Genomic DNA, 23,001 nt, shown 5'->3' with positions numbered 1-23,001 from the left:
TAGTGCGGCGTTGCAACAGGAACGAGGATCGCGCGTGGCTGACAGGAAGTCCGGAGCCGGCGAAACCGTCGTCATCAAGAAATACGCCAACCGCCGCCTCTACAATACGGCGACCTCGGCCTATGTGACGCTGGAAGATCTGGCGAAAATGGTGCGCGAGGGGACGGAATTCGTCGTCTATGACGCCAAGACCAACGACGACCTGACGCGCCAGATCCTGACCCAGATCATCTTCGAGGAAGAGAGCCGGGGCGAGGCCCTGCTGCCGGTGCAGTTCCTGCGCCAGCTGATCGGCTTCTACGGCGGCCAGATGCAGGGCGTCCTGCCCAGCTATCTGGAGATGTCGCTCGACAATTTCAGCCGCCAGCAGGAGCAGATCCGCGGCCAGTTCTCCAAGGCCTTCGGCGCCGCGCCGGGGGCGGGTCTGATCGACGAGGCGGTCAAGCGCAACATGGCCATGTTCAGCGACGCCATGAAGATGTGGCCGGGCTTCGGCGCCCTGACGCCCGGCGCGATGGCGGCGGCCTCGGCCGCGACCGAGCCCAGGGCCGCGCCGGCCGCCGATCCGCTGGAGGAGATGCGCCGCCAGATGGACGAGATGCGCAGCCAGCTGGACAAACTGGCCAAGCCTCCCGGCAAGGGCGACTGACATGGGCGACGAGATCCGCGCCGTGGGTCCCGTCGAACGCCGCGACGAGCGCCGCTCGGCCGAACGGCGCGCAGCCGAACGCCGGGCCGCGGCCGGGTCGCGCGCCCTGACCGTCGCCGAATTCGTCGCCGAGCCCGCCCCGCCCCCGGCAAGACCTGCCCCGGCCCCGGCGTCCGACGCCTCGGCGGCCGCCTTCGCCGCCCAGATGATCGGACAGACCGGACAACGGCGCGGCCTCAAGGGCGGCCCGCCCGTGCTCGACGCGGCCCGCTCCGCCTACCTCGGGACCGAACACTCCGGCGCCAACGAGCGGCGTCCCCGGCCCGGCAAGGCGGAAGACACCGACATCTGAGCCCGCGGCACGGTCCTTGCTGAACGACGGGTGTTCAAGCCTCGTTCGGGACCGCCGCCATGCTGACCTTCATCGCCCGCACCGTCGACGTCGCCGTCGTCGCCCTGATTTTCGTGGCGTTTTCGTAAGGCCGGATCGGCGAGCTCCAGGAGCTTGATCTTCAAATTCATCGTCCTCGGGCTTGTCCCGAGGACCACCGCGCAGGGTGAAGCGCTCGCCGGCATCGCTGCCGGAAAGTGCGGGGAGGTCGCGGAGCGCGGGCGGCTAGCCCGGAACCGGAGATGGCCCCCTGCTTTCGCTTTGCGGGGACCGGGATGTGTTTTCGGCGTCGCCGCCTTCGCTCCGCGCGACCGGTTCACACAGGCAGGACGCTGAGGGCTTCTGCACGGCCTGCCGGGGGTCTTCAGTCCCCTGCGCTTTTCACCGTTTACTCCCTGGACGTCCCGAGGCCCGCGACGGGCGGAGAGCGGCCAGGCTCCCCGGGCTCCGCGGTTTCGGTTTCCCCCGCAGACAGTCCCGCACCCTCCCGTGGGCCGGAGCCGGAGCCCCCACCTCGATACGGATGCGGTTTCCCGCTCGATCGCACCCCGCCGCACGTTGATGGCCCTGGCGCCAGACGCCCTCCCCCGCGACGGGATGCAGATATTATGGGGTCGCCGGGGGGCGGTGCTGACAATAGAGTTTGGGAAAATCGTAAGGTGTTGAGAAGGCAGGATGTTTTCCCGCCAACCCGACTATATATCCGGCCGGCAGCGTCACGCCTTCGCGCTCCCCATCACCGTGCATCCCCGCCTCGCGGGGGCGCACGGGTCATGTGTCGGGCGGTCACCGCCGGGATGGGCGGATCAAGGGCGCTCAGCCGCCGCTGGCGAAGTCGAGGTCCTTGCGGGCGGAGATGATGGTGACGATGAAGCCGGCGAGGACGTCCAGCATGACCATCGTCACGATCAGGAAGAAGGTCGAGGTGGCGAAGCCCTTGATCAGCAGGAATTCGACCAGGCAGATCACGAACAGGATCATCGACAGGGCGTGATTGACGATCGCGACCTTCTGGCTGGAGGTCGACTTCAGCAGTTCGAAGAACAGCAGGATCAGCGACAGGAACAGGATCATGTCGCCCACGCCGACATTCCAGACCGAGCCTGAGGTCATGGGGATGGAGAACAGAACGTCCCGGAGACTGCCGTCCGCCGCCACGGCGCCGGCGCCGCCGACCGCGCCGGTCAGGACGACGATGTTGTACAGGATCACCGGGATCATCAGCAGCGGGATGGCGATCAGCATGGCGGGCTCCATCATCGGTCAGCGCGCATAACGGCCGCGCTTGTTAACCCTGCATACCCCGGTTCGATCCGTTCAGCCATGCCGGTTCGCCGCGCCCGGAGAGCCGCTCAGAACTCGCTGATCGCGCCGGGCCGCCGCGACCGGGTTTTCAGCCACATGACGCCCATCAGATCCGACAGCGACGCCATCAGCCGCCCCCAGTTGGTGTATTTCGACTGGCCCGTCTCGCGATGGCGGTGATCGACGTCGAGATAGAGGTTCTGATAGCCCTCGCGGATCATCAGGGCCGGCAGGTAGCGGTGGATGTGATCGAAATAGGGCAGGCGCAGGAAGGCGTCGCGCCGGAAGGCCTTGAGCCCGCAGCCGGTGTCGTCGGCGTCGTCGCCCAGCAGCGTCTTGCGGATGCGGTTGGCCCAGATCGAGGCCTGACGCTTGGCCGCGGAATCCTGCCGTTTGGCCCGGCGACCGCCGACAAGAGCCACCGACGACGGCGACGAGGCGAGCAGATCGGCGAGCTTCGGCGCGTCCGCCGGCGGGTTCTGGCCGTCGCCGTCGAGGGTCACCACGATCGGCGCCCGGGCGGCCAGGACGCCAGTGCGCACGGCCCGGCTCTGGCCCGCATTCGATCCGTGGCTGAGCACCCGCAGGGCCGGCAGTTCGGCCATCAGGCCGCGCAGTTCGGCCAGGGTGGCGTCCCGCGAGGCGTCGTCCACGAACACCATCTCGTACGAGCGTCCGGCGAAGGCCTCGGCGATCTCGCGGGCCAGGGGACCGGCGGCGCCCTCCTCGTTATGGACCGGGACGACGACGGAGATGTCGGGGATGGCTGCGTTCATCCTGGCTCTCTAGCCGGTTTCGGCGGGATGCGGGAGATGGCGCCCGCCTCCGCATCCGCGGCCGGCGCTCTAACAATGTGACGGGCGGAAAGGCCGTGATAGGAAGATGGGCATGATCGCCTCCGACCTTGACCGATACATCGCCGGCTGGCGCGGGCCCCTGCTCGCGGCCCTGATCGCCCTGTTCGCGGGTCTGCCGGTGCTGATGCTGCTGCCGCCGCTGGACCGCGACGAGAGCCGCTACGCCCAGGCCACCTCGCAGATGCTGGAGAGCGGCGACTTCATCGACATCCGCTACCAGGACGAGCCGCGCTGGAAGAAGCCGGTCGGCATCTACTGGATGCAGGCCGTGGCGGTGGCGATGACCTCGAAGGTCGAGAACCGCGACATCGCCCCCTATCGCATCCCGTCGCTGCTGGGGGCCATGCTGGCCGCCGCCGCCTGCGCCTGGGCCGGCGCGGCCATGTTCGGCCAGAGGGCCGGCTTCCTCGCCGGCGCGATTCTCGGGGCCAGTTTCCTGCTATCGACCGAGGCGGGCATCGCCAAGACCGACGCCATGCTGTGCGGCGCGGTGACCCTGGCCATGGCGGGGCTGGCGCGCATCTATCTGGCGGCGCGGGCGGGCGAGGCGCCGCGAAGGCCGTGGAAGCTGGCCTTCTGGCTCGGGCTGGGCCTGTCCATCCTCATCAAGGGTCCGATCGGCCTGCTGGTCATCGCGCCCGCCATACTGGCCCTGTCGATCTGGGACCGGGACGGCTCGTGGCTGAGGCGGCTGGGCTGGGGCTGGGGCCTGCCGCTGGTGGCCCTGATCGTCGGACCGTGGGCCATCGCCATCACCATCGCCACCGACGGCGGCTTCTGGCGCGAGGCCATCGGCGGCGATCTGGCGCCCAAGGTGGCGGGCGGCGATGAGGGCCACGGCGTCCTGCCCGGCTTCTATCTGCTGATCGCCCCGCTGCTGTTCTTCCCGGCCACCCTGCTGCTGCCCGCCGCCGTCTCGACCGGCTGGAGCCGGCGGGCCGAGCCGGCGGTCCGCTTCCTGGTCTGCTGGGTGGTTCCGGCCTGGCTGATCTTCGAGCTGACCCCGACCAAACTGGCCCACTACACCCTGCCGACCTTCGGCGGACTGGCCCTGCTGGCCGCCGCCGCCGTGATGCGGCCGGTCGGACGGATATCGCGCTACGCCGGGGTGGGGCTGACCCTGTTCGTGGGCGGCCTGCTCGTCGTCGGCGCGGTCTGGCTGCTGACCGAGTATGGCAAGTCCACCGCCCAGACCTGGGCGACCCTGACCATCGTCTTCGCCATCCTGGCCAGTCTGGTCGGGGCCTTTCTGATGCTGCACCGGGCGGCGGTGACGGCCCTGCTGGTGTCGCTGACCCTCGGCCTTCTCGCCCACGCCGCCCTGGCCGGGACCCTGCGCCAGCTGCGCCCCCTGGCGGTGGCGCCGCAGCTCGAGAAGGTGCTCGAACGGGCCGACCTGCATCCGCGCCAGGGCCGCGCCGGGCCGGTGGCGATCACCAGCTTCCATGAACCCAGCTTCGTCTTCCTGATCGGCAAGGACACTGAACTGACCGACGCCGAAGGGGCCGCCCGCGCCCTGGCCGAGGGACGGCCCGCCATCGTCGAGGAAGGCGACGCCGACGCCTTCCGCGACGCCGCCGCCCGGCTGGGGGTGACCGGCCGCGCCGTGGGCGTGGTCGACGGCCACAACTATTCCAAGGGCGATGACGTCAGCCTGACCGTCTACGCCCCGCCCGGGATCGCGCCTGCGTCGGCGCCGGCCCCATGAGCCGCCCGATCACCATCGTCGAGGTCGGTCCGCGCGACGGCCTGCAGAACGAAAAGGCGATCCTCGAACCCGCCGTCCGCGCCGATCTGGTCCGGCGACTGGAGGCGGCGGGGGCGCGGCGGATCGAGGCGGTCAGCTTCGTCCATCCCAAATACGTGCCGCAGATGGCCGGGGCCGAAGAGGTCATGGCCGCCCTGCCGCAGGAGGCGGGACGCAGCCGCATCGGCCTGGTGCTGAACGGCAAGGGCTATGACCGGGCCCTGGGCACGGCGGTGGACGAGGTCAATGTGGCGATGTCGGTCACCGACGGCTTCGGGCTGAAGAACCAGGGTCTGACGGTGGACCAGCAGGTCGGGATGCTGGCCGACATCGTCGCCGGACGACAGAACGCGGAAGGGGCGCCGGGGGCGACGCCCTCGCTGTCGGCCACCCTGTCCTGCGTCTGGGGCTGTCCGTTCGACGGCGAGGTGTCGACGGACCGGGTCGCCGATCTGGTCGGACGGATCGCGGCCCTGGGCGTGGCTGAGATCGCCCTGGCCGACACCATCGGCGTCGGCGATCCGTGGAGCGTGACGAAGACGGTCGAGGCCGCCCGCAAGGCCGCGCCCGAGGCGACCCTGCGGCTGCATTTCCACGACACGCGCAACACCGGCCTGGCCAACGCCTATGCCGGCGTCGAGGCCGGGGTGGACGTGCTGGACGCCTCGGTCGGGGGCATCGGCGGCTGTCCGTTCGCGCCGGGCGCCACGGGCAATATCGCCACCGAGGACCTGGTCTATATGCTGGAGCGGGCGGGGTTCGACACCGGCTACGATCTCGACGCCCTGATCGGCACCGCCCGCTGGATCGGCGGGAAGATCGGTCGGCCGGCGCCGAGCGCGCTGAGCCGGGCGGGCGGCTGGCCGAAGGGCTGACGGCCGCTTTTCAGCAACTGCTCAGATTTCGCTCATGCCGCTCAGGCGGGACTCCGGCATCGTCCCGTCATCGGTAACCGAGGGACGGCGACATGAACGTGACCAACCAGGATCTGGACCAGCTGTGGAAGGCCCTGCGGATGTTGGGCTGGGGGGCGGTGGCCCTGATCATGACGGCGCCTCTGGTCGCCATGCAGTTCACCAGCGAGGTCAACTGGACCCTCAGCGACTTCGTCTTCGCCGGCGTGCTGCTGATCGGCGGCGGGGCCGTGATCGAGCTGGTCGCCTGGCGTGTCCGCAATCCGGTCATCCGGATCGGGTTCTCGCTGTTCGTCATCGCCATCGTCGCCCTGGTCTGGATCGAGGGCGCGGTGGGGATTTTCCACTAGGGGTCAGAGGTTCAGCAGCGCCGGGTCGCCGCCCTGGGCGGAGATGTTGTTGCTGATGGCCTTCTCCGACGCATAGCGGATCAGGCTGTAGGGGCCGCCGGCCTTGGGTCCCGTGCCGGACAGGCCCTCGCCGCCGAAGGGCTGGACGCCGACCACCGCGCCGATGATCGAGCGGTTGATGTAGACGTTGCCGGCCGGGACCAGGCGGGTGACCTCCTCGGCGAAGGCCTCGATGCGGCTGTGAACGCCGAGGGTCAGGCCGTAGCCGCGTTGGGCCAGTTTCGAGGCCGTCTGCTTCAGTTCGGACGGGTGATAGCGGCAGACGTGCAGGATGGGGCCGAAGACCTCGCGCTCCAGATAGTCGGGGGTCGGGATCTCGGCGATGGTCGGGGCGAACAGGTGTCCCTTGTCCGAGCCCGCCGGCAGTTCGGCGCGGGCGACGATCTTCGCGTCGCCTTCGAGACGCTTGAGGTGGGCGTCGAGCATGCCCTTCGCATCCGCGTCGATGACGGGGCCGATGTCGGTGGCGGGGTCGGCGGGGTCGCCCACAACCTGGGCGGCCAGGGCGCCCTTGAGGCCCTCGATCAGGGCGTCGGCGGCGTCGTGCGGGACATAGAGCAGACGCAGGGCCGAGCAGCGCTGGCCCGAGGAGCCGAAGGCCGACAGGATGACGTCGTCGATGACCTGTTCCTTCAGCGCCGTGGTGTCGACGAACATGCCGTTCAGGCCGCCGGTCTCGGCGATGAAGGGGATGATGGCGCCGGGGCGGGCGGCGATGGACTTGTTGATCAGCGTCGCCGTGTCGGTGCCGCCGGTGAAGGCGACGCCGTCGATGCCGGGGTGCGAAACCAGCGCCGCGCCGACGGTCTCGCCGCGTCCGGGGACGAGGGCCAGCAGGTTCGGGTCCAGACCGGCCCTGACGTAGAGGCGCACGGCCTCGGCGGCGATCAACGGTGTCTGTTCGGCGGGCTTGGCCAGCACGGCGTTGCCGGCGGCCAGGGCGGCGACGATCTGGCCGGTGAAGATGGCCAGGGGGAAGTTCCACGGGCTGATGCAGGCGAAGACGCCGCGGCCGTGCAGGACCAGCTGGTTGATCTCGCCGACCGGGCCCTTCAGCTCGGTGCGGCCGCCGAAGTCGCGTTCGGCCAGCATGGCGTAGTAGCGGCAGAAGTCGGCGGCCTCGCGAATCTCGGCGACGGCGTCGTTCAGCGTCTTGCCCGCTTCGCGCGACAGCAGGGCGACCAGACGATCCATGTCGGCCTCCAGCGCGTCGGCCATGGCGCGCAGGACGGGGGCGCGGCCCGCGCCGCCCTTGCGGTCCCAGGCGACCTGGGCCTTGGCCGCGGCGTTCACGGCCGTGTCAATGTCGGCCGTGCTCGCTTCCGAGACGTGGCCCAGCACCTGGGTCGTGTCGAACGGATTGGTCACGGGCTGGGGGTTGGTCCCGGCCTTCAGCTTGCCGCCGATGATCGGGCCCGAGGTCAGCTTCTCGGCGTCGACCTTTTCGAGGGCGGCGGCGTGCCGGTCGCGGTCGGCGGCCTGGGAATAGTCGCGGCCCAGCGAGTTCTGGCGGTCCATGTACATGTCCTTGGGGGTCGGAATCTTGGCGTGGCGGTCGGGGTGGGCCTCGACGGCGGAGATGGGGTCGGCGGCGACGGCGGCGGCGGGCACCCGCTCGTCCAGCAGGGCGTGGACGAAGGAGGAGTTGGCCCCGTTCTCGAGCAGGCGGCGGACCAGATAGGGCAGCAGGTCCTCATGCCCGCCGACGGGCGCATAGGCGCGCACCGTGACGGGGCCGAAGGCGTCGCGGGCGGCGTCGTAGAGCGCCTCGCCCATGCCGTGCAGGCGCTGGAATTCGATCTTCACGCCGCGCTCGGACGCCATCTGGCGGACGGCGGCCAGCGAGTGGGCGTTGTGGGTGGCGAACTGGCTGTAGATGTGGGGCGCGGCCTCGATCATCGCCTTGGCGCAGACGAGGTAATTCAGGTCGGTCGCGGCCTTGGTGGTGAAGACCGGATAGTCGGTGCGGCCGAAGACCTGGGCGCGCTTGATCTCGGTGTCCCAGTAGGCGCCCTTGACCAGACGGACCATCAGGCGGCGGCCCGAGGTCCGCGCCAGGTCGGCGACGCGGCGGATCACCTCGGGGCAACGCTTCTGATAGGCCTGGACCGCGAGGCCGAGGCCGGTCCAGCCGCCGAGGTCCGGTTCGCGGGCGAGGCGGTCCAGCAACTTCAGCGACAGGGCGAGGCGGTCGGCCTCTTCCGCGTCCATGGTGAAGTTGATGTCGTGCTTCGCGGCGATGCGGGCCAGCCGCAGGATGCGCGGATAGAGTTCGTCCCAGACGCGCGCCTCGTGCGTGGCCTCGTAGCGCGGCGACAGGGCCGAGAGCTTGACCGAGACGCCGTGGCCGGCCTCGGGGCCCTGGCCTTTCGCGGTCTTGCCGACGGCCTCGATGGCGTCGGCGTAGATCTTTTCATAGCGCTCGGCGTCGTGGGCGGTGCGGGCGCCCTCGCCCAGCATGTCGAAGCTGCACAGCCAGCCCTCGCGGTTGGCGCGTTTCAGGGCGGCCTCGATGGTGCGGCCGACGACGAACTGCTCGCCCATGATGCGCACCGCGGCGGCGACGGCCTCGCGGATCACCGGCTCCCCCAGACGGCCGACGATGCGCTTGAGGAAGCCGGGCAGGTCGGTGCGGGCCTCCTCGTCGACGTCGACCAGCTTGCCGGTCAGCATCAGGCCCCAGGTCGAGGCGTTGACGAACAGGCTGTCGGACTGGCCGAGGTGGGACGACCAGTCGGCCGAGCCGATCTTTTCGGCGATCAGGCGATCGCGGGTGTCCTCGTCGGGGGTGCGCAACAGGGCCTCGGCCAGACACATCAGGGCCAGGCCTTCGCGGGTGCCGAGCGAGAATTCCTGCAGGAAGCTTTCGACCACCCCCTGCTTCTTGACGCTGCGGCGGGCGTGTTCGACCAGGCCGACGGCGGCGGACAGGACGGCGGCGCGCTCGGCCCCGTCGAGCGGCATATTGGCCAGCAGGCCCCGCACCGTGGCGGTTTCGTCGGCGAACTTGCCCTGATCCAGCGTATCCCAGTCCTGGGAGAGGGCGACCGGCGGCGAGACGTGTGCGTTCATGGCGGGCGTCCTAGACGCTTTTGCGACGGAACGGGAGGGGGATGCGGCGTCTCGCCAACGGCCGCATCAGGCGCTAGAGGTTGCGACCGATCAACGGCGGAGCCACCCGGCCCATATGCGCATCGTTCTGGCCACCGACGCCTGGGAGCCCCAGGTCAACGGCGTCGTCCGCACCCTGACCCGCACCGTGGCGGAATGCCGGGGCATGGACCATGAGGTCGACGTCATCGAACCCAGCCAGTTCAAGACCATCCCCTGCCCCACCTATCCGGAAATCCGGCTGGCCCTGGGGGCCGAGGAAGAGATTCGCGAACGGCTGCGCGCCTTCGAGCCCGAGGCCGTGCACATCGCCACCGAAGGCCCGATCGGCATCGCCACGCGTCGCATCTGCGTGGAGTGGAAGCTGCCCTTCACGACCAGCTATCACACCAAATTCCCCGAATATGTCTCGGCGCGGTTCCCGATCCCGGTGCAGGTCGGCTACGCCTATATGAAGTGGTTCCACAAGCCGTCGGGCCGGCTGATGGTGGCCACGCCGACGCTGCGCGACGAGCTGGTGGCGCACGGATTCAAGAACGTCTCGCCGTGGACGCGCGGCGTCGACACCGAACAGTTCAACCCCGACCTGCCGCGCATCTACGAGGAGCTGGGCGGCAAGGACTGGCCGCGTCCCTTCTTCCTCAATGTCGGCCGCGTGGCCGTCGAGAAGAATATCGAGGCCTTCCTCGAGACCGACCTGCCGGGGACCAAGATCGTCGTCGGCGACGGGCCGGCGCGGGCCGAGCTGGAAGAGAAATATCCGGAGGCGAAATTCCTCGGCGCCCGCTTCGGCGAGGCGCTGGCGCGGTGTTTCCGCGACGCCGACGTCTTCGTCTTCCCCAGCTGGACCGACACCTTCGGCCTGGTGATCCTCGAAGCCATGGCCACGGGCACGCCGGTCGCGGCCTATCCGGCGCATGGGCCGATCGACATCATCCCGGGCTCCAACGCGGGGGCCATCGACAAGGACCTGCGCACGGCCTGTCTGAAGGCGCTGGAATGCGACCGCGCCGCCGTGCGCGCCTATGCCGAAAAATTCAGCTGGCGCGCCTCGGCGGAGGAGTTCGTCGAGAACCTGCAGCCCTATCCGGAGCCCGAGCGCGGCCGCTTCTGGCGACGTCTGCGCCGGATCGCGCGGTTGCGGCGGAAGGCGGCGGCCTAAACGCGCCTCTCCCTCCCCTTCATGGGGAGGGTGGTCGCGCAGCGACCGGGTGGGGAATTCCAGACGCACCCCCACCCTGTCGCCGCTTCGCGTCGACATCCCTCCCCATGAAGGGGAGGGAGAGGCGAATGCCTACTTCGCCGGCGCGGTCATCGGCGTCATGGCCGCGGCCACGGCGCGCTGGGCGGCCAGTTGGTCGGCGGGCAGCGGCACCAGGCCGCGGTCCTGCAGATAGCCGCCGCGGCCGGCCGAGGCCTCGGACATGAATTCGGCGACGAACTGCTCCAGCCCCGGGGTCACGCCGACGTGCTGCTTCTTGACGTAGATGTAGAGGCTGCGGGCCAGCGGATAGGTGCCGTCGGCGATGGTTTCGGCCGTCGGGGCGACGCCGTCGATGGTCTCGGGCTTCACCGTGTCGAGGTTCTGCTCGAGGAAGGAGAAGCCGAACACGCCCAGCGAGCCGGGAGTGCGGCTGAGGGTCTGGACGATGGCGTTGTCGTTCTCGCCCGAGTCGATCCAGGCGTTGTCCTCGCGCAGGGTGTGGGCGAGGGTCTCGAAGCGGTCCTTGTCAGCGTCCTTGATCGCCTTCAGGGCCGGGATCAATTCGGCGCCCGGGGCCATGCCGAGTTCGAGGAAGGCGTCGCGGGTGCCCGAGGTGGGGGGCGGGCCGTAGACCTGGATGCGCTGGTTCGGCAGAGCCGGATTGACCTGGTTCCAGCTCGTGGCCGGGTTGGCGACAAAGGCGCCGCCGGCGCCCGGAACTTCCTTGGCCAGACCGGTGTAGAGGTCCTGCAGACGGAAGTTGAAGCTGTTCCCCGTGCGGGCCGTGGCGATGACGATGCCGTCGAAGCCGATCTTGATCTCGACGATGTCGGTGACGCCGTTTGTCCGGCACAGCTCGAACTCGGACGCCTTCATCGGCCGCGAGGCGTTGGCGATGTCAGGCGTGTTCGGGCCGACGCCCTGGCAGAAGGCCTGGATGCCGCCGCCGGTGCCCAGCGATTCGACGCGCGGCGCGGCGCCGCCCGAGGTGCGGGCGAAATTCTCGGCCACGCGGGTGGCGAAGGGGAAGACAGTCGAGGAGCCGGCGGCCCAGATGCCGGCGCGGGCGGTCTGGTCGCCCGCGGACTGGTCGTTGCTGCAGGCGCCGAGGGCGAGCAGGGCGATCGTCGAGGCGGCGGCGAGAAGGGTGCGGGTCATCGTCAGTCTCCGGACAAAGGCGGTGTCGAGCCGCTTGGAGCACAGGTTTGTGACGGTCGGGTGGATGCTAACGTGACGGTTCGGCGACGGGAGACGCCCGCGTCGGCGAGGCCGGACCGGTCGCGCCGCGGGCGGGAATGCGCCAGTCGTCGACGACATAACCCTCTTCCGCCAGACAGGTGGTCATCGCGGTCTTGATCTCGCGCTCCTTGTTGGCGCGCTGGACGTACGACACGCCGACGATCGCCAGCGGGGCGAAGACCACCAGGCCGATGGCCAGTCCGGCCCCCGCGGCCGCACCGGCCATCATCCCGGCCCCGGAGGCCGCAGAGGCCCCCGTGGCGAGGGCGGCCGCGCCGCCGATGGCCATGCCGCCCGCCGCCGAGCCGCCGCGGCCCGAGCGGAAGCTGTCCCGGCGGCCCGCCGCGACCTCGGCGCTGCAGACGTTGAAGGCCGTCTCGAAGGCCGCCTGATCCGCCGGGGCGATCGCCATCACCGGCGAGAAGCCGCGCGGGTGGGAGGCGCAGCCGGTCAGGCTGGCGGCCGCGACCACTGCGACGATACGTGTGGATGCCTTCATTGTCCCCTCCCCAGTGGATGACAGGAGAATACCCAGATCACGAACAATGTCGAACCCGGTTATATGTGGATGGCGTGCCCCAGGGCCCGGAGCGACGCTTCGTGGAAGGCCTCGCCGAGGGTCGGGTGGACGTGGATCACGCCCGCGACATCCTCCAGCACCGCGCCCATCTCCAGCATCTGGGCGAAGCTGTTGGACATTTCGGCGACGTGCTGGCCGACGGCCTGGACGCCGAGCAGGCGGTGGTCGCCCTTCGACGCCAGCACGCGGACGAAGCCGCCGTCCTCGCCCGCCTCGATGGCCAGGGCGCGGCCGATGGCGGCGAGGGGGAAGACGGCGGTGATGACGTCGTCGCGGCCCTCGACGTCCAGCGGACCGAGGCCGGCGGATACGATCTCGGGCTCGGTGAAACAGACGGCGGCGATGGTCACGGGGTCGAAGCGGCGGTCATGGCCGGCGATGATCTCGGCGACGACCTCGCCCTGGGCCGAGCCCTTGTGGGCCAGCATGGGTTCGCCGGTCAGGTCGCCGACAGCCCAGACGTTCTTCATCGAGGTGGCGCAGCGGTCGTCGATCTTCACGAACGGGCCGGCCATGGCGACGCCCATGTTCTCCAGACCCCAGCCCTGGGTGCGTGGACGGCGGCCGACGGTGACGAGGACCTTGTCGGCCTTGAGCTGGATAGCGGCGCCGTCCCTGGTGGTGACGTTGAGCTGGCCCTTTTCGAACGAGCCGGCCCTGGCGCCGAGATGCAGTTCGACGCCGTGCTTCTCCAGCCATTTGGCGACCGGATCGGTCAGGGCCTTGTCGTAGAGCGGCAGCAGGCGGTCGGCCATTTCGACGATGGCGACCTCGGCCCCCAGCTTGCGGAAGGCGATGCCCAGCTCCAGCCCGATATAGCCGCCGCCGACCACGACCAGCTTGTTCGGCACCGCCGAAAGGGACAGGGCCTCGGTCGAGGAGATGACGTCGCCGCCGAATTTCAGGAACGGCAGTTCGACCGGCTCCGAGCCGGTGGCGAGGATGACGTGTTCAGCGCTGATGACGATGTCGCCCTCGGCGGTATTCACCGTGCAGGTCTTGGCGTCGGAGAAGGTCGCCCAGCCCTTGATGACCTTGACCTTCGACTTCTTCAGCAGGGCGGCGACGCCGGCGTTCAGCTTTTTGACGATGCCGTCCTTCCACGCCACCGTCTGCGACAGGTCGATGGCGGGTTTGGCGGCGGTGATGCCCAGGGTGCCGCCGTCGGCGGCCTTGGACACCGTCTCAAATTTCGAGGCGGCGTGGATGATGGCCTTGGAGGGGATGCAGCCGACGTTGAGGCAGGTGCCGCCGAGGCCGTCTCCGCCGTCCACCAGCACGGTGTCGAGCCCCAGCTGGCCGCAGCGGATGCCCGCGACATAACCGCCGGTGCCGGCGCCGATGATCAGGACCTTGGTTTTGATGGATTCAGCCATGGTTCTCAGTTCATCCAGAGGGTCGCGGGGTGCTCCAGCAGGCCCTTGATGCGCTGGACGAAGACCGCCGCGTCGTGGCCGTCGACGATGCGGTGATCGAAGCTGGAGGACAGGTTCATCATCTTGCGCACGACCATCTGGCCGTCCTTGACCACCACGCGTTCGGCGATCTTGTTGGGGCCGACGATGGCCACCTCGGGGTGGTTGATGATCGGGGTGTGGACGACGCCGCCGAGGGTGCCCAGCGAGGTGATGGTGATGGTCGAGCCGCTGAGTTCATCGCGTTTGGCCGAGCCGTCCTTGGCCGCGCCCGAGACGCGGGCGATTTCCAGGGCGGTGTCCCAGGGATCGCGCGCCTCGGCGTTGCGGACCACTGGGACCATCAGGCCGTTCGGGGTCTGAGCGGCGATGCCCAGATGGACGGCGTTGTGGGTGGTCAGGACGCCGGCCTCGTCGTCGTAGTGCGAGTTGATGGTCGGCTGGTCGCGCAGGGCCACGACGATGGCGCGGGCGATGAAGGGCAGGACGTTGAGCTTGGGCTGGTCCTTCTTCTTCGTCGCGTTCAGGTGGGCGCGGAGCTCCTCGAGGGCGGTGACGTCGATCTCCTCCACATAGGTGATGTGGGGGATGCGGCGGACGCTCTCGGCCATCTTCTCCGCGATCTTGCGGCGCAGGCCGATGATGCGGGTTTCGGTGGTTCCTTCGGCCCTGGCGTAGGTCGAGGATGCCGATGCTCCGGGTGCGGACGATCCGCGACCGCCCGAGGCGACATAGCCGTCGAGGTCGGAATGTTCGATGCGGCCGGCGGGGCCCGAGCCGGGCACGAACTGGAGCTCGATCCCGAGATCGCGGGCGCGGTTGCGCACGGCGGGCGAGGCCAGCGGGCGCTGGCCGGCGGCGCGGGTGGTGAAGGCTTCGGCGACGGCCTTCACGGGCGCTGTCGTCGAAGTCTTCGAAGCCGTCTTCGAAGTCTCCGCCTTCACAGGCGCAGGCGTAGCCGAAATCTCGGTCGCTTTCGCGGGGGCCGGCGCGCGCGCGGACGCCTGATTGCCCTTGCCCTCGACATTGAACGACACCAGCGGGCCGCCGACGGCGAGTTGCTGGCCCGCTTCGCCATGCAGGGCGACCACGGTCCCGGCGACCGGCGAGGTCAGTTCGACCGTAGCCTTGTCCGTCATGACCTCGGCCAGCAACTGGTCCTCGGCGACGGTGTCGCCGACCTTGACGTGCCAGCCGACCAGCTCGGCCTCGGCCGTGCCTTCGCCCACGTCGGGCAGTTTGAAGACGAAGTTGCCGCCGGCGGCGGCCGGGGCGACCGGCGCGGCCTCAACCTTGGGCGCTTCAGCTTTCGGAGCGGGAGCCGGTTCAGCCTTGGCAGGAGCCGGGGCGGCCTCGGCCGACGCATTTCCCGCGCCCTCGACCTCGAACTCCACCAGCGGCGAGCCCACGGCCAGCTGCTGGCCGGGTTCGCCGTGGGCGGCCAGGACCTTGCCGGCGACCGGCGAGGTCAGTTCGACCGTGGCCTTGTCGGTCATGATGTCGGCGATGATCTGGTCCTCGGCGACGGTGTCGCCGACCGTGACGTGCCAGGCGACCAGTTCGGCCTCGGCGGTGCCTTCGCCCACGTCGGGCAGTTTGAAGACGTAGCGGCCCATCCTAGCGCCCTCCGGTCATGACGGCCTTCAGGGCCAGGGCGACCCGCTCGGGTCCCGGGAAATATTCCCACTCGAAGGCGTGCGGATAGGGGGTGTCCCAGCCGGTCACCCGCGCGATCGGCGCCTCCAGATGATAGAAGCAGCGCTCCTGCACCAGGGCCGACAGCTCGCCGCCGAAGCCCGAGGTTTTCGGGGCCTCGTGGACGATGACGCAGCGGCCCGTCTTCTTCACGCTGGCCTCGATGGTCTCGATGTCCAGCGGCACGAGGGTGCGCAGGTCGATGACCTCGGCGTCGACGCCGGCGTGTTCGGCGCCCGCGAGGCTGACCCAGACCATGGTGCCGTAGCAGAGGATGGTGACGTCGGCGCCCTCGCGCATGATGCGCGCCTTGCCGATCGGCTCGACGTATTTGCCGGTCGGGACCTGGGCCAGCTCCTGGGCCTTCCACGGCGAGACCGGCTTCTGGTGCCAGCCGTCGAAGGGCCCATTGTAGAGGCGTTTGGGCTCGAAGAAGATGACCGGATCGTCGTCCTCGATGGCCGCGGTCAGCAGGCCCTTGGCGTCATAGGGGTTGGACGGGATGACGACCTTCAGCCCCGCGATGTGGGTGAACAGGCTCTCGGGGCTCTGTGAGTGCGTCTGGCCGCCGAAGATGCCCCCGCCGTAGGGCGAGCGCACGGTGATCGGGCTGGTGAACTGGCCGCCCGAGCGGTAGCGCAGCTTGGCCGCTTCCGAGACGATCTGGTCGTAGGCCGGATAGATGTAGTCGGCGAACTGGATCTCGACGACCGGGCGCAGGCCGTAGGCGCCCATGCCGATGGCGGCGGCGACGATGCCGCATTCGCTGATCGGGGCGTCGAAGCTGCGGGTGAGGCCGTGCTTCTTCTGCAGATGGTCGGTGACGCGGAAGACGCCGCCGAAATAGCCGGCGTCCTCGCCGAAGCTGAGGACGTTCGGATCCTCGGTCATCTTGATGTCGATGGCCGAGTTCAGGGCCTGGATCATGTTCATCGGCTGGACGCCGTTACCGGGCGCCTCCGACTTCGGGGCGTGGTTCTGGTCGACCATGTCCGGCTCGATGCCGTCCTGGCGGTCTGCGTCGGTGAAGGTGGTTTGCTCGCTCATGATCAGACCCCCACCTCGCGGCGCTGTTCGGTGATGCGCCAGTCCTCGGTGGCATAGACCTCTTCGAACATGGTCTTCACCGAGGGGCGCGACTGGCCGAGCGTGCCGATGGCCTCGGACTCCTTGCCGGCGGCGCGGACCTGTTCGACGGCCTCGGCCTCGGCGGCCGTCTGCTGGTCGTCGGACCATTCGCCGAGGGCGATGAGGTGCTGCTTCAGGCGGGCGATCGGGTCGCCGAGCGGCCATTTGTCGTGCTCGTCGGCGGGGCGGTAGCGGCTGGGGTCGTCCGAGGTCGAGTGCGGGGCGCCGCGGTAGGTGAACAGCTCGATGACGGTCGCGCCCTGGTTCGAGCGGGCGCGTTCCTCGGCCCACTGGGTCGCGGCCCAGACGGCGAGGAAGTCGTTGCCGTCGACGCGAAGGGCCGGAAGGCCGTAGCCGATAGCCTTGGAGGCGAAGGTGGTCTCCAGCCCGCCGGCGATGCCCTGGAAGGAGCTGATGGCCCACTGGTTGTTGACGATGTTGAGGATGACCGGGGCGCGGTAGACGCTGGCGAAGGTCAGGGCGTTGTGGAAGTCCCCCTCGGCCGTGGCGCCGTCGCCGATCCAGCTGATGGCGATCTTGTCGTCGCCCTTGTAGGCGCTGGCCATGGCCCAGCCGACGGCCTGCGGCACCTGGGTGCCGAGGTTGCCGCTGATGGTGAAGAACCCATAGTCCTTGGCCGAATACATGATCGGCAGCTGGCGGCCCTTGATCGGGTCTTCAGCGTTCGAATAGATCTGGTTCATCATGGTCGCGAGCGGATAGCCGCGCGCGATCAGCAGGCCCTGCTGGCGGTAGGTGGGGAAGCCCATGTCCTCGCGGGACAGGATCATGCCCTGGGCCACCGCGATGGCCTCCTCGCCCGTGCATTTCATGTAGAAGCTGGTCTTGCCCTGGCGGTGGGCGCGATGCATCCGGTCGTCGAAGGCGCGCGTCAGGATCATGGCCTTGAGGCCGCGCCGCATCGTCTCGGCGTCGAGCTTCGGATTCCACGGCCCGACGGCCTTGCCGTCGTCGTCGAGCACACGGATCAGCCGGAAGGCGTGGTCGCGCATGTCGAACGGCGTGGTCGAGACCTCGGGGCGCTCGACGACGCCCGCCGGGTCCATCAGCAGATGGCTGAAGTCCGTGGGGTCGCCCGGCCGGCCCGAAGGCTCCGGCACGCGCAAAGACAAGGCTTGGCTATTGGGCTTCTTCATTCCGTCCTGCCGTCCGGTTGATCCGACCGCGTTTCCTGCGGCGCAATTAGCACGAGGCGCCAGACAAGGCTCGCTCGATTTCGACCTTGCCTTAGCGGGTTTAGCGGTATTTTATTGCGCGAGAACACACTCAGGAGAAACGCCTTGGCTGACGATCTGGATCCCGTCGACGCCCGAATTCTGGACATCCTGCAGCAGGACGCCGGACTGTCGGTGGCCGAGGTGGCGGACCGGGTCGGCCTGTCGGCCTCGCCGTGCTGGCGCCGGATCAAGAGACTGGAGGATACGGGCTTCATCCGCAAGCGGGTGACCCTGCTCGACGCGACCAAGCTGGGCCTGGATTTCGAGGTCTACGCCATCGTCAAGCTCAGCCTGCCCTCGACCGAAAACCTCGACGTCTTCGAGGCCGCCGTGGCCGCCTGGCCCGAGGTGGTGCAGTGCGCCACCATCACCGGGCGCGAGGACTATGTGCTGCGGATCATCACCTCGGACATGCACGCCTTCGACCAGTTCCTGCGCCACAAGCTGCTGAGCCTCGGCATCGTCTCGGACTGCGAGAGCCACATCGTCACCCGAGGGGTGAAGAATGTGACCGCCCTGCCCCTTGGCATCATCACCCCGCACGTCGGATAGTCCGGTTCGGCGCCCGGGCGGAGGCCTGGGCCGGAGGACAAGACATGATCGAGATGGTGATCGACGCCCGCCGCAAGGACCTCGGCGGATTCGAGGTCGGGCGGGTGCTGCCCTTCCATGCGCGGCGGATGGTCGGACCCTTCATCTTCCTCGACCAGATGGGCCCGGCCGAGTTCGCGCCGGGGGCGGAGGCGATCAATGTCCGTCCGCATCCGCACATCGGCCTGTCGACCCTCAGCTATCTGTTCGAGGGCGAGATCATGCACCGGGACAACACCGGCGCGACCCAGGCCATCCGCCCCGGGGAGGTCAACTGGATGACAGCCGGCAAGGGCATCGTCCACTCCGAGCGCACCGACCCGCTGAAGCGGTCCACGGGCGGCCCGATGCACGGCATGCAGGCCTGGATCGCCCTGCCCGAAGAGGCCGAGGAGACCGACCCGCGCTTCCATCATCATGGCGAGGCCGACCAGCCGGCCTATGAAAACGGCGGCCTGTTCGCGCGGCTGGTGGCGGGCGAGGCCTATGGCGCCAGGGCCGCCGTGCCGGTGTCGTCGCCGCTGTTCTACGTTCACTGGGAGCTGGCCGAGGGGGTGCGCACCGCGCCGCCCCCGGGACGGGGGGCGGGCGGCTATTCCGAACGCGCCCTGTATGTGGCGAAGGGCGAGATCGAGGTCGGCGACCGGGCCTTCCACGAGGGCCAGATGATCGTGCTGGAGCCGACGGCCGAGCCGACCATCAAGGCGCTGAAGCCCTCGACCGTGATGGTTCTGGGCGGCGAGCCGGTCGGGCCGCGCATCATCTGGTGGAATTTCGTCCATTCGAAACAGGAGCGGATCGACCAGGCCAAGGCCGACTGGAAGGCGGGGCGGATGGCCCTGCCGAGCGAGGATTCGGTCGAGTTCATCCCCCTGCCGGACGTGCCGTCGACGCCGGAGCCGGCGCCCGTCAAGCCGGAACCGACGCACCCGGTCTGAAGGCCTACTGCGGCGGCAGACCCGAACGCGACGCCACCCAGTCGACGACCGTCCTCAGGGCCTCGGGAGCGATGGTTTCCTCGATCGTTCCGTATTCGGAAGGCGCGCCGGTTCGGGCGGTCTGCATGAGATGGTTCAGGTCCGGCAGGACGACGATCTCGGCCGCCGGCAGAATCCGGGCCAGGGCCGGCGCGTTCTGGTCGGCGGGCACCTGAAGGTCCTTGCCGCCGTAGACCGCCAGCAGGGGCATGCGCACCGCGGCGAGGGCCGGGGCCGGATCGTGGGCGACGAACCAGCGGTACCAGGCCGAGACGATGGGGCGCACCGCCTCCTTCGCCTGGGCCTCCGTCATGCCCTCCGCCGTCAGAAGCGCCACCGTCTCCCGTTCCACGGCCGCGCCGTCGTCCTTGTTGCGGGCCACGGCGTCCATCAGGGCGCGTTGGCGGGCATTGCCGCTCTCGACCTGGGCCGGGGACGCGCCGGCCGCCGTGGCCAGCCGCCGCTGCTGTTCCACCAGGATGTCGCCGCCGGTCACCGAGGTTCCGGCCAGCATGACGATCCAGGCCGGCTCGCCGCCGTTCTGCGCCACCAGGGGGGCGATCAGGCCGCCCTCGCTGTGGCCGATCAGGCCGATCCGGTCGCCGTCGATCCCGGGGCGGGTCCTGAGGTAGCTCATGGCCGCCGCCGCGTCGGTGGCGAAGTCGGCGGTGGTTTCCGCGGGCGTGCCGCCGCCCGAGCCGCCGACGCCCCGGTCGTCATAGCGCAGGACGGCGACGCCGCGCCGGGTCAGGGCGTCGGCCCAGACCAGGAAGGGCTTGTGATTGAAGATGGTTTCGTCGCGGTCCTGGGCGCCCGAACCGGTGATCAGGATCGCCGCGGGGAAGGGCCCGTCGCCCGGCGGCAGCGTCAGGGTTCCCGCGAGGGTGATCCCGGCCCCGGCGTTGGGGAAGGTGACGTCCTCGCTGCGATAGGGGAAAGGCGCGACCGGCGTCTGCGGCCGCGAGGGCCCGGCGATCGAGACGGCGTCGGCGGTGCGGGTCAGGACCACGGGTATGGCCGCCGCGCCCTGGGTCAGGGCCCCGGTGATGGTTCGTCCGTCGCCGGACAGGGCGCCCTCGAAGGCGGCGTGCACGGCCGGGACCGAGAAGCGGACCACGCCGCCCTCGAGGGTCGGACCGACCGCGGGAATGCCGCTGGCGCCCTGATCCGGGCTGTCGACGACGGCGGCGCCCGCGGCGTCGACGCGCAAAACGATGCGCAGGCTCTGTCCGCCGACGGAGAGCAGGCCGTCCCATTGTCCGGCCAGTTGGGGCGCGGCTGTCGCCTGCAACGCCGCCACGGCGATCATCGATGCCAGGATCATGGTCAGGGCCCTCCGCCTTCAGAATAGGCCGGGCGAGAGGACGGGCCAAGCAGGTGGGTCTTGAATCGCAACCTGCGAACCCGATCTAGCGGGCATGACCGCATTCTCCGTTCTCGACCTGTCGCCCATCGTCGAGGGCGGCGACGCCCGCCGCGCCCTGCTGGAGACCACGGCCTTCGCCCAGGCCGCCGACCGGCTGGGGTTCAAACGATTCTGGGTCGCCGAGCATCACAACATGCCGGGCATCGCCAGCGCCGCGACCGCCGTGGTGATCGGCCAGATCGCCGGGGCGACGGAGCGTATCCGCGTCGGCTCCGGCGGGGTCATGCTGCCCAACCACGCGCCGCTGGTGATCGCCGAGCAGTTCGGGACGCTGGAGGCGTTGTATCCGGGCCGGATCGATCTGGGCCTCGGCCGGGCGCCCGGCACCGACGGCGAGACGGCCCGGGCCCTGCGCCGCTATTTCGAGGCCGCCGACCAGTTCCCGCGCGACGTGATGGAGCTTCAGCGTTTCCTCGACGATCCGGTCGAGGGGCAGCGGGTCACGGCCTGGCCCGGGGCGGGGGCGAAGGTGCCGATCTGGCTGCTGGGCTCCAGTCTGTTCAGCGCCGAACTGGCCGCGCATCTGGGCCTGCCCTTCGCCTTCGCCAGCCATTTCGCGCCCGAGTTGCTGATGCAGGCGCTGCAGACCTATCGCGCCGGTTTCCGGCCGTCCCAGGCGTTGGCCGGACCCTATGCGATGGCGGCGATCAATGTCTTCGCGGCGGAGACGGACGGGGCGGCGCAGCGGCTGTCGACCTCCATGCAGCAGGCCTTCGCCGCGGTGGTGACCGGCAAGCCGGGCAAGGTGAAGCCGCCGGTGGACGACATCACGGCCGTGCTGGATGCGCGCCAGCTGGCGGCGGTGCAGAGCCGTCTGACCTATGCCGCCATCGGCGGGCGCGAGACGGTGCGCGCCAAGCTGGCGGCCTTCGCGGAGCAGACGGGGGTCGACGAGGTCATGGTCACGGGCATGGTGTTCGACATCGACGACCGCATCCGCAGCCTCGAGATCACGGCGGAAGCGGTGGCGGGACTGTAATTTCCATCGCGGGGATGAGCGGAATCAGGAGATCGGAACAAGCCCCGCCAGAAACGCGACCAACAGCCGGTTCACCTCGTCGGCCCGCTCCTGCTGGATCCAGTGGCCGGCGCCCGGGACCACGACCTGCAGGCGCAGGTCCGGGATCCACGCCTTCAACCCCGCCTCATGCTGCCCCGCATAGTGGCGCACAGGATCGCGCTCGCCGACCACGAAGGCGGCGGGCACGGTGATGCGGGCGTCCTGCAGATGCGCTGTCAGCGACCAGTTGCGGTCGAGGTTGCGATACCAGTCGAGCGGTCCCTTAAACCCCCCGCCTGAGAAGGCGTCGACGTATTCGGCGAAATGCTCCGGACTCATCCACGGCGGCAGGGTCGCGTCGTCGGGGACGGTCGAGATGAAGCTCTGTCCCTCGGGGATGAAGCCGGTCGACCGCCGGCCGTCGGGGGTCGCGCCGTCGTAGGCGAAGAACATCTTGCGCAGGGCTGTCGCCGGATCGGCGTCGAACACCGCATGGGCGTCGTCAGCCTGGAAGCGGCTGATGTACAGGTCGCCGAGGCCGAGGCGTTTGGAGATCGCCGCCATGGCCGCGGTCGGCGGACCCTTCGACCGACGCGGCTGGAATGGCACAGACAGGCCGAAGACGGCGCGGAACAGGTCGGGCCGGGTCAGGGCGCAGTGCCAGGCGACCGGCGCGCCCCAGTCGTGGCCGACGACGACGCATGGCGTCTCGCCCAGGGCCCGGACCAGATCGACCATGTCGCCGACGAGATGGAGGATGGAATAGTCCGTGGCGTCGGCCGGCTTGTCCGTCCCGCCGTAGCCGCGCATGTCCGGGGCGACGGCGTGGAAGCCGGCGGCGGCGAGGGCCTGGACCTGGGCCCGCCAGCTGATCCCGAGTTCGGGAAAGCCGTGGATCAGCAGGACGAGCGGGCCTGAGCCGGCTTCGAGGATCTGCTGCTTCAGGCCGTCGGTCTGGATCAGGCGTTGACGCATGGCTCAACCCTCGCTCGCCCGGCGAATGCCGGAAGGTTCTTCGCAAAGAACACGAAGGAATCACGAAGGCCACCAAGGGGGATCGATCGCCGCTCCCTTAGTGTTCCTTGCGATTCCTTTGCGGCCTTGGTGATGAACCAGCCTTCCTT

20 protein-coding genes are annotated in these 23,001 nt (G+C 69.4%); 9 read left to right on the top strand and 11 right to left on the bottom strand.

The genetic code is table 11. The annotated features are described in order from the left end of the window. The first annotated feature begins 34 nt into the window (after positions 1–34). Both phaR and ASD59_RS01780 read left to right on the top strand, forming a co-directional pair. Positions 35–649, top strand: a complete 615-nt coding sequence (gene phaR / locus ASD59_RS01785) for a polyhydroxyalkanoate synthesis repressor PhaR (protein WP_082560008.1) — start codon at positions 35–37, stop codon at positions 647–649. Position 650: 1 nt separating this feature from the next. Beyond that, positions 651–1,001, top strand: coding sequence for a hypothetical protein (locus ASD59_RS01780; RefSeq protein ID WP_055827414.1), 351 nt, complete (start codon positions 651–653; stop codon positions 999–1,001). A gap of 855 nt (positions 1,002–1,856) precedes the next feature. Here ASD59_RS01780 and ASD59_RS01775 read toward each other — a convergent pair. Together ASD59_RS01775 and ASD59_RS01770 are read right to left on the bottom strand one after the other, a co-directional pair. Next, positions 1,857–2,285, bottom strand: a complete 429-nt coding sequence (locus ASD59_RS01775; RefSeq protein ID WP_082560007.1) for a hypothetical protein — start codon at positions 2,283–2,285, stop codon at positions 1,857–1,859. A gap of 107 nt (positions 2,286–2,392) precedes the next feature. After that, complete coding sequence (locus ASD59_RS01770) at positions 2,393–3,121, bottom strand: glycosyltransferase family 2 protein (protein WP_055827408.1); 729 nt, start codon at positions 3,119–3,121, stop codon at positions 2,393–2,395. A 112-nt stretch (positions 3,122–3,233) separates the two neighbouring features. Here ASD59_RS01770 and ASD59_RS01765 point away from each other — a divergent pair, with 112 nt between their 5' ends. The 3 genes from ASD59_RS01765 (at position 3,234) to ASD59_RS01755 (ending at position 6,213) form a co-directional block, all read left to right on the top strand. Next, a complete protein-coding gene (locus tag ASD59_RS01765) occupies positions 3,234–4,910 on the top strand; it encodes an ArnT family glycosyltransferase (protein ID WP_055829611.1) in 1,677 nt (558 codons plus the stop codon). Beyond that, entirely contained in the window at positions 4,907–5,824 is a 918-nt protein-coding gene (locus ASD59_RS01760) for a hydroxymethylglutaryl-CoA lyase (protein WP_055827404.1), read from the top strand. The genes ASD59_RS01765 and ASD59_RS01760 overlap by 4 nt, the downstream gene beginning before the upstream one ends. Before the next feature lie 92 nt (positions 5,825–5,916). Continuing rightward, positions 5,917–6,213 carry a hypothetical protein gene (locus ASD59_RS01755; RefSeq protein ID WP_200943598.1) on the top strand — a complete coding sequence of 99 codons (297 nt, stop codon included), beginning with the start codon at positions 5,917–5,919 and terminating at the stop codon, positions 6,211–6,213. Between the two features lie 3 nt (positions 6,214–6,216). Here ASD59_RS01755 and putA read toward each other — a convergent pair whose 3' ends face one another. Beyond that, positions 6,217–9,345 (bottom strand): bifunctional proline dehydrogenase/L-glutamate gamma-semialdehyde dehydrogenase PutA, encoded by a 3,129-nt coding sequence (gene putA, locus ASD59_RS01750; RefSeq protein ID WP_055827399.1) that lies wholly within the window; start codon positions 9,343–9,345, stop codon positions 6,217–6,219. A gap of 115 nt (positions 9,346–9,460) precedes the next feature. Between putA and ASD59_RS01745 the strand changes: the two genes are divergently transcribed. Next, on the top strand, positions 9,461–10,546 hold the full coding sequence (locus ASD59_RS01745; protein ID WP_055827396.1) for a glycosyltransferase family 4 protein: 1,086 nt from the start codon (positions 9,461–9,463) through the stop codon (positions 10,544–10,546). A gap of 132 nt (positions 10,547–10,678) precedes the next feature. Here the strand turns inward: ASD59_RS01745 and ASD59_RS01740 are convergent, their stop codons facing one another. From ASD59_RS01740 to ASD59_RS01715, 6 genes are all read right to left on the bottom strand, one after another. Then, entirely contained in the window at positions 10,679–11,746 is a 1,068-nt protein-coding gene (locus ASD59_RS01740) for a substrate-binding domain-containing protein (protein ID WP_055827393.1), read from the bottom strand. Between the two features lie 67 nt (positions 11,747–11,813). Continuing rightward, positions 11,814–12,326, bottom strand: a complete 513-nt coding sequence (locus tag ASD59_RS01735; RefSeq protein ID WP_156376889.1) for a hypothetical protein — start codon at positions 12,324–12,326, stop codon at positions 11,814–11,816. Between the two features lie 59 nt (positions 12,327–12,385). Further along, a complete protein-coding gene (lpdA, locus tag ASD59_RS01730) occupies positions 12,386–13,783 on the bottom strand; it encodes a dihydrolipoyl dehydrogenase (protein ID WP_055827387.1) in 1,398 nt (465 codons plus the stop codon). 5 nt (positions 13,784–13,788) lie between these two features. Further along, positions 13,789–15,438 carry a 2-oxo acid dehydrogenase subunit E2 gene (locus tag ASD59_RS01725; RefSeq protein ID WP_082560006.1) on the bottom strand — a complete coding sequence of 550 codons (1,650 nt, stop codon included), beginning with the start codon at positions 15,436–15,438 and terminating at the stop codon, positions 13,789–13,791. Between the two features lies 1 nt (position 15,439). Continuing rightward, the gene (locus ASD59_RS01720) at positions 15,440–16,564 is read right to left on the bottom strand and encodes an alpha-ketoacid dehydrogenase subunit beta (RefSeq protein WP_200947900.1); all 1,125 of its coding nucleotides are present in this window, start codon (positions 16,562–16,564) and stop codon (positions 15,440–15,442) included. A gap of 2 nt (positions 16,565–16,566) precedes the next feature. Further along, positions 16,567–17,802, bottom strand: a complete 1,236-nt coding sequence (locus tag ASD59_RS01715) for a thiamine pyrophosphate-dependent enzyme (protein ID WP_055827383.1) — start codon at positions 17,800–17,802, stop codon at positions 16,567–16,569. Positions 17,803–17,946: 144 nt separating this feature from the next. Here ASD59_RS01715 and ASD59_RS01710 point away from each other — a divergent pair, with 144 nt between their 5' ends. Both ASD59_RS01710 and ASD59_RS01705 read left to right on the top strand, forming a co-directional pair. Beyond that, complete coding sequence (locus ASD59_RS01710) at positions 17,947–18,435, top strand: Lrp/AsnC family transcriptional regulator (RefSeq protein WP_055827380.1); 489 nt, start codon at positions 17,947–17,949, stop codon at positions 18,433–18,435. A gap of 44 nt (positions 18,436–18,479) precedes the next feature. Next, positions 18,480–19,412 (top strand): pirin family protein, encoded by a 933-nt coding sequence (locus ASD59_RS01705; RefSeq protein ID WP_055827377.1) that lies wholly within the window; start codon positions 18,480–18,482, stop codon positions 19,410–19,412. A gap of 4 nt (positions 19,413–19,416) precedes the next feature. On the opposite strand, the gene ASD59_RS01700 is transcribed toward ASD59_RS01705, so the two are convergent. Next, complete coding sequence (locus tag ASD59_RS01700; protein ID WP_055827374.1) at positions 19,417–20,775, bottom strand: alpha/beta hydrolase family protein; 1,359 nt, start codon at positions 20,773–20,775, stop codon at positions 19,417–19,419. A 94-nt stretch (positions 20,776–20,869) separates the two neighbouring features. Between ASD59_RS01700 and ASD59_RS01695 the strand changes: the two genes are divergently transcribed. Further along, the gene (locus ASD59_RS01695) at positions 20,870–21,856 is read left to right on the top strand and encodes an LLM class flavin-dependent oxidoreductase (RefSeq protein WP_055827371.1); all 987 of its coding nucleotides are present in this window, start codon (positions 20,870–20,872) and stop codon (positions 21,854–21,856) included. Between the two features lie 24 nt (positions 21,857–21,880). On the opposite strand, the gene ASD59_RS01690 is transcribed toward ASD59_RS01695, so the two are convergent. Next, a complete protein-coding gene (locus ASD59_RS01690) occupies positions 21,881–22,852 on the bottom strand; it encodes an alpha/beta fold hydrolase (protein ID WP_055827369.1) in 972 nt (323 codons plus the stop codon). Between the last annotated feature and the right edge of the window lie 149 nt (positions 22,853–23,001).

The organism is Brevundimonas sp. Root608 (assembly GCF_001427825.1).
Lineage (GTDB): Bacteria > Pseudomonadota > Alphaproteobacteria > Caulobacterales > Caulobacteraceae > Brevundimonas.
The sequence above is the reverse complement of the archived record's forward strand: the minus strand, read 5'-3'. Positions and strand labels throughout refer to the sequence as shown.

What these genes read in the sequence shown, in the direction of transcription:
- putA (WP_055827399.1), bottom strand. Translation starts at nt 9,345, where the DNA reads ATGAACGCACACGTCTCGCCGCCGGTCGCCCTCTCCCAGGACTGGGAT.
- ASD59_RS01760 (WP_055827404.1), top strand. Translation starts at nt 4,907, where the DNA reads ATGAGCCGCCCGATCACCATCGTCGAGGTCGGTCCGCGCGACGGCCTG.
- ASD59_RS01735 (WP_156376889.1), bottom strand. Translation starts at nt 12,326, where the DNA reads ATGAAGGCATCCACACGTATCGTCGCAGTGGTCGCGGCCGCCAGCCTG.
- ASD59_RS01745 (WP_055827396.1), top strand. Translation starts at nt 9,461, where the DNA reads ATGCGCATCGTTCTGGCCACCGACGCCTGGGAGCCCCAGGTCAACGGC.
- ASD59_RS01755 (WP_200943598.1), top strand. Translation starts at nt 5,917, where the DNA reads ATGAACGTGACCAACCAGGATCTGGACCAGCTGTGGAAGGCCCTGCGG.
- ASD59_RS01690 (WP_055827369.1), bottom strand. Translation starts at nt 22,852, where the DNA reads ATGCGTCAACGCCTGATCCAGACCGACGGCCTGAAGCAGCAGATCCTC.
- ASD59_RS01715 (WP_055827383.1), bottom strand. Translation starts at nt 17,802, where the DNA reads ATGAAGAAGCCCAATAGCCAAGCCTTGTCTTTGCGCGTGCCGGAGCCT.
- ASD59_RS01700 (WP_055827374.1), bottom strand. Translation starts at nt 20,775, where the DNA reads ATGATCCTGGCATCGATGATCGCCGTGGCGGCGTTGCAGGCGACAGCC.
- ASD59_RS01740 (WP_055827393.1), bottom strand. Translation starts at nt 11,746, where the DNA reads ATGACCCGCACCCTTCTCGCCGCCGCCTCGACGATCGCCCTGCTCGCC.
- ASD59_RS01725 (WP_082560006.1), bottom strand. Translation starts at nt 15,438, where the DNA reads ATGGGCCGCTACGTCTTCAAACTGCCCGACGTGGGCGAAGGCACCGCC.
- ASD59_RS01780 (WP_055827414.1), top strand. Translation starts at nt 651, where the DNA reads ATGGGCGACGAGATCCGCGCCGTGGGTCCCGTCGAACGCCGCGACGAG.
- ASD59_RS01705 (WP_055827377.1), top strand. Translation starts at nt 18,480, where the DNA reads ATGATCGAGATGGTGATCGACGCCCGCCGCAAGGACCTCGGCGGATTC.
- lpdA (WP_055827387.1), bottom strand. Translation starts at nt 13,783, where the DNA reads ATGGCTGAATCCATCAAAACCAAGGTCCTGATCATCGGCGCCGGCACC.
- ASD59_RS01765 (WP_055829611.1), top strand. Translation starts at nt 3,234, where the DNA reads ATGATCGCCTCCGACCTTGACCGATACATCGCCGGCTGGCGCGGGCCC.
- ASD59_RS01770 (WP_055827408.1), bottom strand. Translation starts at nt 3,121, where the DNA reads ATGAACGCAGCCATCCCCGACATCTCCGTCGTCGTCCCGGTCCATAAC.
- ASD59_RS01775 (WP_082560007.1), bottom strand. Translation starts at nt 2,285, where the DNA reads ATGCTGATCGCCATCCCGCTGCTGATGATCCCGGTGATCCTGTACAAC.
- ASD59_RS01695 (WP_055827371.1), top strand. Translation starts at nt 20,870, where the DNA reads ATGACCGCATTCTCCGTTCTCGACCTGTCGCCCATCGTCGAGGGCGGC.
- ASD59_RS01720 (WP_200947900.1), bottom strand. Translation starts at nt 16,564, where the DNA reads ATGAGCGAGCAAACCACCTTCACCGACGCAGACCGCCAGGACGGCATC.